Here is a 16300-nt window from a genome sequence, read left to right as displayed (position 1 = left end):
TCACATTCGTAATTCATAACTTAACTTACAAACAAATAATTATTTAAAAAAAAACACCAGACCCAAGGGGATAAATCTGATGTTAAAGGGAAATAAATAACGGGGCACTGTAATAAATTGACACCTAAAATTTATATGCTAAACCAAAATTTATATGTTCAAAGTCAATTCCGATATTAAACTCATGTGTTGATTCATGTTCACCATTAACTTTTTTTGTTTGGTACTGTAAAGCCCCCCAAAAAGCTTCAATAGCAAAATGTTTGTTGAGAAAGTATGTTATTCCTGGACTTAACCCAATTTTGTAACCATTCTCTTTTATCTCTAAATTTCCATCTTTGCTTTTTGAAGATAAATAGTCAAACCCAAGTTCTCCAAAAATAGAAAACTTATGCCCTGGGGTAAAATCGTATCGTCCAAACAAACCGATTAGTGTATGTGAAACATCAATATTTTTATGTAATGTACCTTCTATAATTTCATTATCTAAACTTAATTTTATACCTCCAGTAAGTGTATTAGAAAATAAATAACCTAGTCTACCAGAGAATTCAACGGCAATGTCTTTTTCATTGCCTTTTGTTTCTGAATCAAAACCAAATAAGGCTGATACAAAAATGTCTCCTTCTTCAAATTCACCTTTTTCATCATAAGAATCATTCTTGTGAGTTTTATTAAGATGATGGTCTTGTGAGTGTATAACTGTAAAGGGGGACACTATACAAATAATTAAGAGTAATTTTTTAAACATGATTTGATTATTTCTATATATTAAAACTTAGTATGCTCATACAACGATGTTATTTTGTTGTAGGCTTTAGTTAGTTTATTTGTTGTTTTATAAATTTCGTTATTACTATACTTCTTACTTTTAAGGTTCTCTTTTTTTAAAGAATCCCAGATAGTTAACGTTTCTGCTATTTTTCCATCTACCATATCACTATCAAAATCTGAAATTAACAATGGAGTGTTTAATGTTTCCATTTCATCGTAAGTCTTTTCTAAGGTTTTTTTCGAGTTTTTATTTATTAAGTTTTTATTTTTAGCTAAATAATAAAGAGCCAATCTTTGGGCAAGCATTCTTTGTCTTCCAGAAATAATAATAACCTTTTTTAAATTCGCATCTCTTTCAAGGAAATTTGCGTTATGGCTTATTTCTTTGTTAGCTTGATTTGCTTCACCAGAGATAAACAGTGCTATTTTTTCAGAAGCGTTAAGTAATAGTGTATTAGTATTAATTATCTTTTTAGCATTTTCATAACTAGGTTTTTTTTCAATAAGTTTTTTAAAATTGTCCCATATGTTTTCAACAGCTTCAATTCTATTTTTAACTAGCGTACTGCTTGAATTATTTTTTAATATTTGATTTTGCTTTTCAAAAATAATTTTACTAGTTAAAAGATCTTTTAAGACTGTTTTATTTTGTGGATTATCTAAAGCATAGAGATAATCTTTTGCCATTCTTTGAATTAACATACTTTGTTTCTCTGAAATGTTAATAGCTTTATTAAAAGAGAGCATACCATATTTGGGGTTAGCTTGCGCGTAAGATTTATTGCTGTTAAAAAGGCTAAGGATTGTTATAAGAAACAACGCAAAGTAACTATGGTAAAAAAAAGGTTTTTTCATTTTATTTTAATTTATCGTATTAATAATCGTCAAGAATTAGTTTTGTAATTTTTTTATTTGGAGATATTCCAATTATTAGTAGTAAAGAGTTATGATCAAATTCGGTTAAAAACCTTTTAGCATCATTATCATCTATCAAAAAGGAAGAAGAGCCCATAATACCAGCCGATTTATGATAATCTTCAATAAAATGTTTCACCTTGTCTAAGGTGAATGTAGTTTTTAAATCAGAAGAAAAAGATTCAAATATTTTTTTGCTATCTTTTAAATTATAGCTTTTTCGTAAATTGGTTATTACTTCTGTATAATCATTTTCAGTCTGAGAATATGATATTTGTGAAAGGAAAAAAAATAGTAGTAATGTTGTTTTCTTTATAATTGCCATATCTATATTTAATAAAATAATAGTGAGTTATGTTAAAATCTTGGCAAAAGTAAATTTACATTCTGTAGAGAATCTGTAGATTTTATAAATGTTTGTTTTTTTTTAAAAGCTTTATAATCAGAGCTTTTTTTGAAAGAAAAGATATAGATTTGTGTTTTTTTTGAAAGATGAAGATTTTAATTATTGAAGATGAAATTTTATTAGCGGAGGCTATTCTAGAATATTTAAGTAAAGAGAAATATGAGTGTGAATTGGCTAATAATTTACTAGTTGCTAAGCAGAAAAGTTGGGATGATGAGTACGATTGTATTATTGTAGATATCAACCTTCCAGATGGGAGTGGGTTAGATGTAATTACTCAAATTAAAGAGATGAGGTCTAAAGCTGGAGTTATTATTGTATCCGCTCGTAATTCTATCGATGATAAAATTAAAGGATTGGATATTGGGGCTGATGATTACCTTACAAAACCATTTAATCTTGCAGAGTTAAACGCAAGAATAAAATCAATCCTTAGAAGAAAAAAATTTGAAGGACAAAATTATATAGTATTTAAAGAAATTATACTATGCCCAGATGAAAAATGGGTAAAAGTTAATGGTAGTAGTCTTAAGCTTACTAAAAAGGAATATGAATTGATGTTATATTTTATGTCAAATATTAATAGAGTGATACCTAAAGATGCTATAGCGGAGTATTTATGGAAAGACATTATGGGAAGAACCAACTCATATGATTTTATTTACTCTCAGTTAAAAAATATTCGAAAAAAAATAGAAGCTAAAAATGGTAATAATTATATTCAAACTGTATATGGCTTAGGTTATAAATTTTCTGATCAATGAAGTTAAAATTACTCAATTTTTCCAATCTATATTATTTTATAGGGTTGTTTATAATGTCAATCATTGGAGCTTCGTCTTCTTATATTGTTTTTAAAAAAACAATATATAATGAATTTAATAAGAAGTTATATGCAGAAAAAGAAGAGCTAATAGAGGAGCTTTATAGTCATGAAAATATACTAAGTACCTATAGTTTAAATATAGGAGATAATATTTATATAAAAAAGGTAAAGGAAAATCCTAAAATAGAAACAATTGTAAAAGACACTATTTTATATAATAAGTTTTATAAAAAAGAATTGAACTATAGAAAAATTATTTTTTCTAGTGAGGTAAAAGGCCAGTTTTATGTTTTAACAATAGCAAAATCACTACTTTCTACAGAGTATTTATTAAAAGGGATTACTGATATTATAATTTTCGTCGGAGCTTTGTTTTTCTTAACGATGTTCTTTATAAGTAATGTTGTGTTTAAAAAAATATGGAAACCATTTTATAGTACATTAGAACAAATAAGGAAGTTTAATGTTAAAAAACCTAACCCGTTATTTTTTAAGAAAACGAAAGTAATCGAATTTGAAGAGCTAAATACGTCATTAGATTTAATGGTAAATCAAGCTGTTAAAGACTATAAAAACCTCAAAGAGTATACCGAAAACATATCTCACGAAATTCAAACACCGTTAGCAATTATAAAAAATAAGGTAGAGTTATTAATTCAAGATTCTAATCTTACAGAGCATCAGTTAATAGCGCTTAATAATATTTATAAATCAACAGATAGGTTGTCTAAACTTAAAGAGAATTTGTCTTTTTTATCTAAAATAGATAATAATCAATTTATTGAAACTTTAGAATTAAATGTAGCTGATTTTTTACGAGAAATAATTAGTAATGTTGAGGAGTTAATTCAAATGAAGAATATAAATTTAAAAATGAGCTTAGTTGAGGGATATAAGGTTAAAATAAATGAGGCATTAGCATATACTTTGTTTAATAATTTAATAATTAATGCTATAAAACATAATATAGAATATGGAGAGTTAGAATTAGTTTTAAATAAGACAAGTTTAATTATAAAAAATACTGGAGAACCGTTAAAAGTGAATGAAATAGAATTATTTGAGAGATTTAAAAAATCAAGTATTAATAAAGACTCTACAGGTTTAGGGCTTTCATTAGTACAAAGAATCGTTGAGTATTATGGTTTTTCCATAAAGTATATCAATAAGAATAACAGTCATATTATAACACTTAATTTTTTATGAAAAAAGCCCTCTTTAAATAAAATATTTATTATTTGAAGAGGGTATACTGGGGTGATAATTGATTTATAAATCAATTATCATGTTTTCTGTTTTTTTACGAACTTTTTTTAAGTCTTTCATGTAATCATCTTCAGCTCTAAAACCTACAGGTAGAACTAATACAGATGTTAAACCATATTTATCTAATTCTAACACTTCATCATATTTTTCAGGAACGAAACCTTCCATAGGACAACTATCTATTCTTTCATTAGCTGCTACTGTCATTAAATTACCTAAAGCTATATATGCTTGGTTTCTATTCCAGATGCTTAATTCTTCTTGAGTTTTTGAAGCTATTGAATTGGTAAGCATTTCTTTAAAAGGGTTCAAAATTTCATCAGGAGTATTTCTAATGTCTTTTACTAAAGAAAAATAAATTTCAACATCTTTTACAGTGTATTCTTTAGGAACGCATAGAACTAAAACATGAGATGCTTGAGCTACTTGAGGTTGATTCCAAGAAAATTCAACTAACTGTTGTTGAATTTCTTTATTTTGAATCACAACCATTTTAATAGGCTGTAGCCCATATGAAGTAGCTGTTAAATTAAAAGCTTCTTTCAATGTGTTTATTTGAGTTTCTGTAAGTGATTTATTTTCGTCAAATTTTTTAACAGCATAACGCCATTGTAAACTTTCTATACTATTCATTTATATATCTTTTTATATTACAAAATTACTATAGAAATAAGAATTATAACACAAAAACGATTGTTTAATTTTATAAAGCTATTGTTTTAATCATTTATAATGAAGATGGCTTACATTGATTATTTAAGGAAGGAGTTTTAAAAATTATAGATGTTGGTGTTTGGTTCTTACTTTGTTGTTTTTTATAGAGTTAAAATTGAAAAATAGTACTAGGTGTTTGATTTTTTTATACCTTTAATCAAATTAAATTGCTAATTAATTGTTTTTATGAAAGAAGATTTTTTACACTATGTGTGGTTGCACATGTTATTTAGTACTCATAAAATAACTACTACTAATAGCGAGTCTTTAAATGTTATAAAAGTAGGAATGCCAAATACAAATTCAGGGCCTGATTTTTTAAATGCACAACTTCAAATAAATGCACAAACTTGGGTTGGTAATGTAGAAATACATGTAAAATCATCTGATTGGTATTTACATCAACATGAGTCAGATGAAAATTACGATGCAGTAATATTACATGTCGTTTGGGAACATGATTCAGAGGTTTTTATGAAAAATAATAAGCCCTTACCAACGTTAGAGTTATGTAATTATGTAGATAAAAATTTAAGTGATAATTTTTTGAATTTAGTATCAAAAAGTTTGAAATGGATACCTTGTCAAAAGCAAATTTCTACTGTAGATAGTTTCTTGTTGAAAAATTGGATGGAAAGGTTATATTTTGAAAGGCTAGAGGCTAAATCAATTTTGGTTAATCAACTGTTAGAAGAATCTAATAATGATTATGAAGCTGTGTTATTTAAATTACTAGCTAAGAATTTTGGTTTAAAAGTAAATGGAGAAGTGTTTTTCAAATTAGCAAGATCTTTTGATTATTCAATTTTGAGAAAAACTTGTTTTGATGAATATATTTTAACATCATTATTATTTGGACAAGCTGGTTTTTTAGAAGAGGATATCCAAAATAAATACTTTTTAGGGTTGAAAAATGAATATGAATACTTGAAACATAAATATCAATTAAAATCGTTAAAGAAAAATCAATTTCAGTTTTTTAGAATGCGGCCTGCAAATTTCCCAACGATTCGATTTGCACAGTTAGTAGCATTAATGCATACCCATCAAAACCTATTTTCTAAATTAATGAAGTGTAAAAAACTAAATGAGTTCTATGATTTGTTTTTAGTTGAAATCAATAATTTTTGGAAAGAACATTACACTTTTGAAACAACGAGTAAAAAATCATCTAAAAGGTTAACTAAGTCATTTATTGATTTGTTAATTATTAATACAGTGATTCCGTTAAAGTTTGTTTTTTTTAAGGGCAGAGGAGGAGTAAATGAAGATGACATATTGAATTTAATAAAAGAATTGAAGCCAGAAAAAAATAGTGTTATCAGTAAATTTTCTGAATTAAAAATAACTTCAGAAAATGCTTTTGAAACGCAGTCCTTGTTAGAACTTAAAAATAATTATTGTGAGAAATATCGTTGTTTGGAGTGTGCTATAGGGAATGACTTGTTAAGAAATAATGATATATTATAAAATCATTTAATCTGTTCTTTTTGTAAAACTCATATATTTGTTATAAAATTTACTAAAAATGAAAAAACTATTTATTACAATTGTTTCATTGTCTATTTTATTTATGAGCTGTAAAGGAGGCGATAAGTCGGAAAAAACAGCAGAAACAACAACGGAAAAATCAGATGTGAAAACAAGTACAGCTATTTGTTTACTTGATAAGTTGTCTATAAGAGAAACTCCTTCAGCAAAAGGAAAATGGATAACTTCTATGAGTTTAGGAGAATCGGTTACTTTTACTGAAGAAGAAGAAACTGATGCAACAACAAAGAAGTTGTATTACAAAGTAAAATTAACTGATGGAAAGGAAGGATGGACTAGAGCTACTTTTTTAGCAGTTAATGGAAAAGTTGGAGCTATGTTAGAAGAAGCAAGTATGTATAAAAGGCCAGATTTACTTACTAAAACTGATAAAAAATACAGTGTAATGGACATTATAGCTATAACAGAGAATAAAGGTGATTGGATGAAGGTTAAAGGCCGTAGAGCGGAGGGAGAGTATATTGAAGAAGGTTGGATAAAATCATCTAATATATCAAATGATGAAATAGATATAGCTACTGCTAAATTTGCCAGGTCAGCAATGTCTAAATCAACAATGACGGAAAGAATCAAAGCATTAGAAGAGGTTATTAATAATCAAGATTTATCTTCTTCAAAATTTATTAATGTTTTGAAAAGTAAAATTGCTGATTACAAAACAAAAAATGTAGCTATCGATGTAAAAGATGTTAAGGTAGAAGAAGTAGCTAAATAATATATAAACTTAACTAATAAAAAAGCGTTTTTAGAAATTTCTAAAAACGCTTTTTTATTATGTGTAAATCTTTGTTTAGTAAAGACTTTTGAATTTTTCAGGGTTAGATTCATGCATAATTTCATACACCTTTTCAAATACATCTTCTGCAGATGGTTTAGAGAAATAATCTCCATCAGTACCATACGCAGGTCTGTGAGCTTTAGAAGTTAATGTTGCAGGTTTACTATCTAAATGTTTATATCCATTTTGAGTTTCTACAATTTCTTGTAATAAATAAGCTGAAGCTCCTCCAGGAACATCTTCATCAACTACTAATAACCTGTTTGTTTTTGCTATTGATTTAACAGTGTCATGATTTAAATCAAAAGGTAATAAACTTTGAGCATCAATAATTTCAACACTTATTCCTACTTGAGCTAAATCCTTAACAGCTTCTTCCACAATACGAATAGTAGATCCGTAAGATATAATAGTAATATCTGTTCCTTGTTTAATTGTTTCAACAACACCAATTGGGGTTTTAAAATCTCCTAAATTGGTAGGTAATTCTTCTTTTAAACGATAACCGTTTAAGCACTCTATTACTAAAGCAGGATCATCACCTTCTAATAAGGTATTATAAAAACCTGCAGCTTTAGTCATGTTTCTTGGAACTAAAACATGAATACCTCTTACATTATTTATTATTCCTCCCATTGGAGAACCAGCATGCCAAATACCTTCTAAACGATGTCCTCTAGTACGGATAATTAAAGGAGCTTTTTGTTTACCAAAAGTACGGTAACGTAGCGTAGCTAAATCGTCACTCATTATTTGTAAAGCATATAATAGGTAATCTAAATATTGAATTTCAGCAATTGGTCTTAAACCACGCATAGCCATTCCAATACCTTGCCCTAAAATAGTAGCTTCTCTAATTCCAGTATCAGAAACACGGAATTCACCAAATTTTTCTTGTAAGCCTTCTAATCCTTGATTTACATCTCCAATGTAACCAGCATCTTCACCAAAAATTAATACTTCAGGGTGCTTTTTTAAGATTGCATCAAAGTTATCACGCATAATAACTCTAGCATCTACTAGTTTTTCTTCGCTAGTATATTCAGGAGCTATTTCAAGAATATTACCGGTAGCCATTTCAGTTTCACTCATTAAATGAGAAGAATATTTTGAATAAGCTTCTTGTAAATATTTTTTAATAAAATTTTGAAGTTCTATTTTTTCAGAAAAGTTTTCATCTTTTAAATATCGTAATGTTTTACGAGTAGCTACTAAAATATCTTTTCGAATAGGTTCATTAATTGTTTCTAAATCATTTTTTAATTTAGAAATAAATGTACCATTACTACTTTTCTCAGAAATTCTAGTAAGTAAGCTGATAGCAGTTTTTGTTTCAGCTTTTATTTCACCAGTAAAAGCAGCCCAAGCATCTCTTTTAGCTTTACTAACTGATTTTTTTGATTCTTTTTCTATGTTTATTAAATCTTCTTCTGAATCAACAAACTTTAAGATTTTGCCATCCTCATCTTGTAATTCAAACTCTAAAATCCATTTACGCATTTGAGTAACACAATCAAAATCTTGTTCCCATTGTAAACGTTCTTTAGATTTATATCTTTCATGTGAACCAGAAGTTGAATGACCTTGAGGTTGTGTTAATTCTTTTACATGAATTAATACAGGTACATGCTCTTCTCTAGCTATTTTAGAGGCTTTGTTGTAAACATCGATTAATTGTACATAATCCCAACCGTTAACAACAAAAATTTCATATCCTTTATTTTTAGTATCTCGTTGAAAACCTTTTAATATTTCTGAAATACTTTCTTTAGTCGTTTGATGCTTTGCATGAACAGAAATTCCATATTCATCATCCCAAACATTCATAACCATAGGAACTTGTAATACTCCAGCAGCATTAATAGTTTCAAAAAACAAACCTTCACTAGTACTAGCGTTACCAATAGTACCCCAAGCTACTTCATTCCCTTCATTTGAAAATGAGGTGTGATTTTCTAAGCCTTTAACATTTCTGTAAATTTTAGAAGCTTGAGCTAATCCTAATAAACGTGGCATTTGACCAGCAGTAGGAGAAATATCTGAAGACGAGTTTTTTTGAGCAGTTAAGTTTTTCCATTCACCATTTTCGTTTAATGAATGTGTTGCAAAATGACCTCCCATTTGACGTCCAGCAGACATAGGATCTTGATTAATATCAGCATGAGCATACAAACCTGCAAAAAATTGTTGAGCAGTTAATTCTCCAATAGCCATCATAAAAGTTTGATCACGGTAATACCCAGAACGGAAATCTCCATTTTTAAAGGCTTTAGCCATTGCTAATTGTGGAACTTCTTTACCATCACCAAAAATTCCGAATTTTGCTTTTCCTGTCAATACTTCTCTACGACCAAGTAAACTACACTCTCTACTAATACGAGCAATTTTGTAATCGTTTAGTACTTCTTTTTTAAAATCATTAAAAGAAAGTTTTTGAGTATTAGCTATTTCGGTACTTTGCATCATAAGTCATCAAATTTAGGAACGGTTACAAAGATAGTTTTTTTAATTGAATTTTAAAAATCAATCTTTTTATTGAATATTTCTCAATAAAAAGATGAAATTTGAAGTATTTTTGAATATTCTATAATAAACCTCTTCGTATAAAATTATAAATCCTATCAATATTAGTTGTAATTACAAATCTTATTTTTGAAGGATATGCAGATTTATTTATTTCCCAACCTTGATTTGTATATATAGGGAAGTAAAATTCAAAGATATTAGGGATAAAATTAATTTTAATTCCATTTTCATAGAAAAACTCAGGTGATTGGTTTCTGTTTTTTAACATGGCAATATCATTATAAATCTGAGTCCATTTCCAAATACTAACGCTAGAATTCGCAGCTAGTATAAACTGATTAGCTGTTTTTGGAGTATTGTATTTTGATTTAAAGCCAGCATCAGAAATAACAAATTGCTGACTAAAAAGGCCAGAACTTTCTGATCTTCCAAATAAATTATGTTCAAATAAGTAATCAGAGCTTCTGTTTAATCCAAAACTAAAATAATCACCAATAGAATTATTGGTAATAAACATTCCGCCAAAAAAACGAAAATCATAACTTTTGTCTGAAGCAAAAAACTTACGATACCTCACATCAGTAGATAACTTTGTAAAGTTATTACCCAATTCAAAATTAACTGCATATTGAAGTCTTTTAATAATATTAGGTTTGTTGTAGATATATCTAAAGTTAAGAACTTTGTACCTATCCCTTTCGGTGATTTCAGCTCCAGGTTCTACTTCTTTATTAATATAAAATAATCGAGTAGTCAAAAATTTTGACCCCACATCTCTTAGTGTTTTTCTTCTAAAAGAAATACTTACAAAAGGGGCTAGTGAGTTATAACCTAATTCAGGAGCATAATGAAAATTACTACCACTAATACCGTATCTGATTTTATAGATAGATGAATTTTGCATAAAATGATCATATCCTATAGAAAAAGCTCCCGTAAAGTTTTTGCTTTTCGTACTATAGTTTGGAGTTATTGAAAAGTTAAAATTATGAGGAATAATTGGTTGGTTGTTTATTTTAATTCCTAAAATGACTCCGTCATATAAATTATATTTAAAATCAGGTTTATAAAAAATTTGATTGTAGTAGGGGTCTTCAACATCTTTTAAAAATCTTAATTGAAAAGGTTTACTCAACAATTTATTATCTGTTGTTCTAAAGTTGTTAAGAGAATTATATTCAGGATAAATATTCTCATAGTTTAAGGCTAGTTTATTAAAATTTCCTTTTTTTATTTTAATAGTCTTTATCGAATCGATATTAGTAACCCATTTTTTAAATTTAATTTTCTTGTTATTAATACCATATAAAGCTACTGGAGCCGAGAAATTACGCTTATTTTTTATTGTTACAAGTAAAGAGTCTTTTTGTTGGTTTTCTTTTACAGAAGTAATTTTATAATCTATTTTTTTTGTTGTTTTTAAATAATCAGTATAAAACCAATTTAAGTCTTTCTTGGTGTTATTTTTTAAAATAGATTTGAAAGAAGTACTTGGAGATGTTTTTAAGTGATTTTTGAATAAATATTGTTTAATAGATTTTTGAAAAATACTATCGCCAATAAAATCTTGTAAATATTTAAAGCCTAAGCCTATTTTGTATTTACTAACTATTTTTCTGTTAAAGTTCGATAAAGAGTCAGCTGGTGTTGATAATGATTGATCATAAAACCTTCTAGCGCTAAATTGATATACAAAAGCAAATTTATCACCTTGTTTAAGTTTACTTATATTATAAAATTTTAAAGGCCAGTAATTTGAATATTTACCTAGAATCGTTGTTTTAGGATGATGCTTTTTTAAATACTCCATCATTAAAAATGTTTGTAACCCATCAGAAAACCAATAGTCATTACGTTGATTATGAAGTAAAATATCATTAATATATTTAGAACTTAAGGCTTTAAAAAAGTTAATTTCCCACCTAAAGTTTTTAGGAAATGGTTTAAGCCAACTAGGTAGTCCATATATTTCATGTAAAGAGTTTTTATTAATAGTATTAGCATCAACAAAAATTTCTGTATGTGGGTGCTTACCTATATAACTTTCTATAAATTGAATTTGTTTTGTAATAATACTAGTAGTAGTTTTTAATGATATATTCTTAGTATAAGCATCTGTTTTAATTTCTTGAGTTTTTGTTTTAAAAGATTTGAATTTTTTTCCCTGATTGATATGCAGAATAATATCTTTCTTTTTATTACCAACTAGGTGGTAACTAGTAGTATTTTCTTTTTTAATTTCAGATTGATATAGGTTACTTTCTAAAGTGTATTTCTTGGGTATTTCTATTTTAATAACATAATTAGCAACATCTTGGTATAAATCATCAATATTCAAATTACTCATAATGTGCCACTTTTCATTGTATATGGCTGGAACTATTTGCCAAAAGCGTAAATGATAACCCATTTTAGTTTTTCCATAACCAGTAAATTTAGCACTCGGAACTTTGATAGTGTACATAATAGAAATTCTGACGCTATCTTTTGGTTTTAAAGGTTTTTTTAAAGATACTTCAATGATATCTGAATGGTTTTCAAGCTCTTTAAATGGAACTTTTAGGTAATTAAGAGTTAGATTTTTAATTTTAGAATAGCCCTTTTCTTTTTTTTTGGAGAAATAAAAATCTTTTTGATAATCTTCAATGAAGCGTTTTCCTAGAGGAGTGTTATTGTTTTTAAAGCTATTAGCCCAATTGTGTAGAAATATTTTTTTTAGAGGAGTGTCCGATTTATTGTAAAAAATTATTTTTTGCTGAATATCTAATGTATTAACACTATCATTTAAACGTATTACTGATTTTATTGAATTTGTTTGCGCTATACCTATAGCGCAGTTTAAAATGAATAAAAGAAAATAATAAAAAGAAGTGTTTTTCAAAATACCAAAAAATAAAAACTCGTTACATAGGTAACGAGTTTTAAATATAGTTTATTTTTTTAGAAGTTAGGCTTTAATTCATATTTAGCATAGAATTTATTAAAATGCTCAACGGCCTCATCTGCTGTATCTACAATTCTAAATAAATTTAAATCTTCAGGACTAATATTTCCCTCCTCAATAAGAGTGTTTTTAACCCAGTCAATTAATCCGCTCCAGAATTTTTTACCAACTAAAACAATAGGGAAACGACCTATTTTTTTAGTTTGAATAAGAGTGATAGCTTCAAAAAGTTCATCTAAAGTACCAAAACCACCAGGCATAACAACAAAACCTTGAGAATACTTTACAAACATAACTTTTCTAACAAAAAAGTAGTCGAAATCTAAACTTTTTCCTTGATCAATCCAAGGATTATCATGTTGTTCAAAAGGTAACTCTATATTAAGTCCAACAGAGGTACCTTTTCCTCTATTTGCACCTTTATTACCAGCTTCCATAATACCAGGTCCACCACCAGTAATAACACCAAATCCGCTTTGTGTTAATTTAAAAGCAACTTCTTCAGCTAATTTATAATATGGATGATCAGGCTTTGTACGTGCAGAACCAAAAATAGATACACATGGTCCTATTTTACTAAGCTTTTCATATCCTTCAACAAATTCTGCCATTATCTTAAAAATGGCCCAAGAGTCATTTGTTTTTACTTCATTCCAAGTTTTCTGTTGTAATTTTTCTCTAATTTTTCTATCGTCATTTGGACTCATACTCATGTAATTTTTAAATTTAATTTCTTTCGAAGAAAGCCTGCTAATTTAGTGTTTTTTGTTGTTATACATTGATAATGATAAAATAATTTATAGTAAAAATTTACTTCTAAAATCAAAGAACAATAGTAATCGTTATTTATGGTGACTTAATTTAGAGTTTTACCTATTGCTTTTTGAGGTTATTGAATGTATAAAAAATAGTATTTAACATGTTTTAAAACAGTGTTTTATGTTTTTTTTAAGGCGATTTTGATGCTTGCTTTGTAAAACAAAAAATTAACTTAAAATAATTTAAAAATGCAAAACAAAATAAGTTATTCATCAGTAATGAATATAGTAGATCATGAAACTTTCGGATCTAATGAACGAAGAACTGTTAGAAATTCAGGGATATTTCTTTTAGATAGTTCAAAAAAAACGAATCAATTGTTTTTCATGGGGAAATGTGGAGGAGAAGTTCGGATAGAACTAACTATTAACTTCCAACAAAATACAAATGGTACATTATCAATTAAAGAATCAGCAAAACTTTACGAGGGAGCTTCAACTAATAGTAGAGATTTAGATGGTAAGGCTTCAAAAAATACACTTGTAGGTATAAATGAAAATAAAACAATATCATTTAGAGTTAGAAATACTGATGAAGGAGGAGATTATGCTGATATTACATTACAGGTGTCAAATGTAGTGATAGATGAAACTGATTGTAAAAATAGTATTAAGGCAAAAGCACAAACATTGGGGAGTGGTTTTACAGGAAGTGCTACGTCAAATATTAATAGCCCTACATCAGTAAGAGGAGGAAAGAGAGTAACTTTTCAAAAGTGTGACATTTATTGCTCTCCACAAACAGGACCTCATGAAATACATGGAGCAATTAGGCAAAAGTATAATTCTGTTGGAGGTCCAAATAATGATTTAGTTATACCAGCAACCGATGAAACTACAACTCCAGATGGAAGGGGGAAGTTTAATCATTTTACTGGTAATGGAAGTATATATTGGCATCCTACAACTGGTCCAAAATTAGTTAGAGGAGGAATTCGTCATACTTGGGCTAAGACAGGCTGGGAGAGAGGTACTTTTGGTTATCCTACTTCTGATGAAATTAGAATTGATCCAAGTAAAGCAGAATGGTTTAGCGATTTTCAAAATGGAGTTATTTATTGGGCAAAAAATAAATCAATAAAGCCTCATACAGCATCTTTAAGCGGTGCAAAAGTTAGAAAAATGTTTGAGAAAATATTTAAAGAAAAAGCAAAGGATCAGAAAGATTTAAATGTTGAATCTGTACGTATTTCAACCGTTAGTGATACTGGGTATGATTTTACACGTAGTAAAAATAGAAAGGTTACTTTCAAAATTAGCGGTAATTATGAGAGTGGTATTTTTTTTATTCCTAATCCTTCATATACAATAACGTTAAGAATTGCTTTTGAGAGTGATAAAAATCCAGATGGAAAAGTAGCATGTACTTTAAAAGCAAGATTAGATCATTGGCATATCCATACATCGGGAGTAGGGCATGATAAATTATTAAAAGGATTAAAAAAAGCAGTTTTAGAGGGGTTTAATAAACCTTTTGAATTAGGAGATGTACCTAAAAACACAGGTTTTTTAAGTTTTAAAGTGATGAAAAATGGTGGGATAAAATTATATTTTAAAGGTGATGTATTAGGAAGTTTTGCAGCCTTAGTTGCGCAAAAAAAGCTTGATAAAATGTAATAGATTTGTTTATTAAATAATTAATATATAAAAGAGTTGGCTTCAAACCAACTCTTTTTTAATTAAAGCTTTTCTTAACAAGAAACACCTTCTCCAGCTATATAATGACATCTTCCTGCTATTACTATACATGAAGTTTCATTTGTTGGAGGACAAATTGGATTGTTATAACAACAAATAAACCTTCCTCCATTAATTTGTTTTTGTTCAATTCGATTTAACGTTTTACCTAAGTTTAAAATTTGTTTTTTCATGATTAAAAAATTTAGAATTTAGTAATCCTTGATCATTTTAAGACACCCAAGGTTTTGTCTATTCTTCGCGAGAGAATTTCTTTTATTTAATAATATTTTTAAGTTGATAGAAAAATCGTTCTATCAAACGTAAATCTTCAGTTATTATGTTAGCTGTACCTTTCATCTCTTGCCTAAACTCTATGTTTTTATCATAAGTAGTTTTTAAATCTTGAGGCAACATTACATCTATTAAATAATTTCCTTCCGCATCTGCTATTGGAGATATTGATTTCACCTTTCCATTAAGTTCTCCAAATTCATCTGAAGGATAATTCAATAGTTGTATTTGTACTTTTTGGCCTTTTTTTATTTTCCCTGAATTTGCTGCAGGTGCTTTTATTTTACCTATAAAAGAATCACTTTTTTCGGGAATTATTGTAAATATTAAATCGCCTGTTTTTACAGTTTGATTTTCACTCCAGAATGTTAAAAATGAAACTTTTCCATTTATTGAGCTAGTTAAAGCGTATTGCTTAAGCCAATCTTTTATTGCTTTTTGTAAATATAAAAACGACTGAATAGCCTTTTTCTTTAAACGAGTGTCGTTTTGTGTTTTTTTAATAGTAGTTCCTACTAAGTTTTTCTTTGAATTATTAATAAACTCTCTTAATTGAGAAATTGAACTTTCTGAATTTTCATAAGACCTTTTCGATTGTAATATTTCTATTTCTTTTTGCTCTTTTTCTTTAGCTGAAATAACACCTTCGCTAAACATTTTTATACTTCGTTCTAAATCTTTTTGTTTTATTTCTAGTTCTTTTCTGCTAAACTCTCTTTGGGAACGTAAAATTTGTAATCGTTGTTTAGCTTCAATAACAGTCATCCTGTTAGCAAAAGATTCTGATTTGTATGGTGTTAATTCTTTATTT

General features: G+C 27.8%; 14 protein-coding genes. 5 read left to right on the top strand and 9 right to left on the bottom strand.

Annotated features, from left to right (window positions below):
• Nucleotides 1-124: 124 nt before the first annotated feature.
• The 3 genes from ACKTTQ_RS11845 to ACKTTQ_RS11835 form a co-directional block, all read right to left on the bottom strand.
• Nucleotides 125-751: an outer membrane beta-barrel protein gene (locus tag ACKTTQ_RS11845; protein WP_093869087.1), complete on the bottom strand. Its 627-nt coding sequence runs from the start codon at nucleotides 749-751 to the stop codon at nucleotides 125-127.
• A 20-nt stretch (nucleotides 752-771) separates the two neighbouring features.
• A complete protein-coding gene (locus ACKTTQ_RS11840) occupies nucleotides 772-1461 on the bottom strand; it encodes a hypothetical protein (protein WP_408049314.1) in 690 nt (229 codons plus the stop codon).
• Between the two features lie 187 nt (nucleotides 1462-1648).
• Nucleotides 1649-2014: a hypothetical protein gene (locus ACKTTQ_RS11835; protein WP_093869085.1), complete on the bottom strand. Its 366-nt coding sequence runs from the start codon at nucleotides 2012-2014 to the stop codon at nucleotides 1649-1651.
• A 167-nt stretch (nucleotides 2015-2181) separates the two neighbouring features.
• Here ACKTTQ_RS11835 and ACKTTQ_RS11830 point away from each other — a divergent pair, with 167 nt between their 5' ends.
• Nucleotides 2182-2859 carry a response regulator transcription factor gene (locus tag ACKTTQ_RS11830; protein WP_093869084.1) on the top strand — a complete coding sequence of 226 codons (678 nt, stop codon included), beginning with the start codon at nucleotides 2182-2184 and terminating at the stop codon, nucleotides 2857-2859.
• Nucleotides 2856-4127: a sensor histidine kinase gene (locus ACKTTQ_RS11825; RefSeq protein ID WP_113787765.1), complete on the top strand. Its 1272-nt coding sequence runs from the start codon at nucleotides 2856-2858 to the stop codon at nucleotides 4125-4127. Before ACKTTQ_RS11830 ends, ACKTTQ_RS11825 begins: the two co-directional genes overlap by 4 nt.
• Nucleotides 4128-4190: 63 nt before the next feature.
• On the opposite strand, the gene ACKTTQ_RS11820 is transcribed toward ACKTTQ_RS11825, so the two are convergent.
• Complete coding sequence (locus ACKTTQ_RS11820) at nucleotides 4191-4820, bottom strand: NAD(P)H-dependent oxidoreductase (RefSeq protein ID WP_408049313.1); 630 nt, start codon at nucleotides 4818-4820, stop codon at nucleotides 4191-4193.
• Between the two features lie 267 nt (nucleotides 4821-5087).
• Between ACKTTQ_RS11820 and ACKTTQ_RS11815 the strand changes: the two genes are divergently transcribed.
• Nucleotides 5088-6371: a DUF2851 family protein gene (locus tag ACKTTQ_RS11815; RefSeq protein WP_408049312.1), complete on the top strand. Its 1284-nt coding sequence runs from the start codon at nucleotides 5088-5090 to the stop codon at nucleotides 6369-6371.
• A 58-nt stretch (nucleotides 6372-6429) separates the two neighbouring features.
• A complete protein-coding gene (locus ACKTTQ_RS11810) occupies nucleotides 6430-7167 on the top strand; it encodes an SH3 domain-containing protein (RefSeq protein ID WP_408049311.1) in 738 nt (245 codons plus the stop codon).
• A gap of 75 nt (nucleotides 7168-7242) precedes the next feature.
• On the opposite strand, the gene ACKTTQ_RS11805 is transcribed toward ACKTTQ_RS11810, so the two are convergent.
• From ACKTTQ_RS11805 to ACKTTQ_RS11795, 3 genes are all read right to left on the bottom strand, one after another.
• Nucleotides 7243-9696, bottom strand: a complete 2454-nt coding sequence (locus ACKTTQ_RS11805; RefSeq protein WP_408049310.1) for an alpha-ketoacid dehydrogenase subunit alpha/beta — start codon at nucleotides 9694-9696, stop codon at nucleotides 7243-7245.
• A gap of 118 nt (nucleotides 9697-9814) precedes the next feature.
• Nucleotides 9815-12637, bottom strand: coding sequence for a gluzincin family metallopeptidase (locus ACKTTQ_RS11800; RefSeq protein ID WP_408049309.1), 2823 nt, complete (start codon nucleotides 12635-12637; stop codon nucleotides 9815-9817).
• Nucleotides 12638-12696: 59 nt separating this feature from the next.
• A complete protein-coding gene (locus ACKTTQ_RS11795) occupies nucleotides 12697-13407 on the bottom strand; it encodes an LOG family protein (protein ID WP_093869078.1) in 711 nt (236 codons plus the stop codon).
• 300 nt (nucleotides 13408-13707) lie between these two features.
• On the opposite strand from ACKTTQ_RS11795, the gene ACKTTQ_RS11790 reads away from it, so the two are divergent.
• A complete protein-coding gene (locus ACKTTQ_RS11790) occupies nucleotides 13708-15135 on the top strand; it encodes an LGFP repeat-containing protein (protein ID WP_299136189.1) in 1428 nt (475 codons plus the stop codon).
• Nucleotides 15136-15209: 74 nt separating this feature from the next.
• Here the strand turns inward: ACKTTQ_RS11790 and ACKTTQ_RS11785 are convergent, their stop codons facing one another.
• Both ACKTTQ_RS11785 and ACKTTQ_RS11780 read right to left on the bottom strand, forming a co-directional pair.
• Nucleotides 15210-15389: a hypothetical protein gene (locus ACKTTQ_RS11785; protein WP_093869077.1), complete on the bottom strand. Its 180-nt coding sequence runs from the start codon at nucleotides 15387-15389 to the stop codon at nucleotides 15210-15212.
• Nucleotides 15390-15471: 82 nt separating this feature from the next.
• A partial coding sequence (locus ACKTTQ_RS11780; protein ID WP_408049308.1) for an HlyD family secretion protein occupies nucleotides 15472-16300 on the bottom strand: 829 nt, incomplete at its 5' end.

Source organism: Tenacibaculum halocynthiae, from assembly GCF_964512825.1.
Lineage (GTDB): Bacteria > Bacteroidota > Bacteroidia > Flavobacteriales > Flavobacteriaceae > Polaribacter > Polaribacter halocynthiae.
The sequence above is the reverse complement of the archived record's forward strand: the minus strand, read 5'-3'. Positions and strand labels throughout refer to the sequence as shown.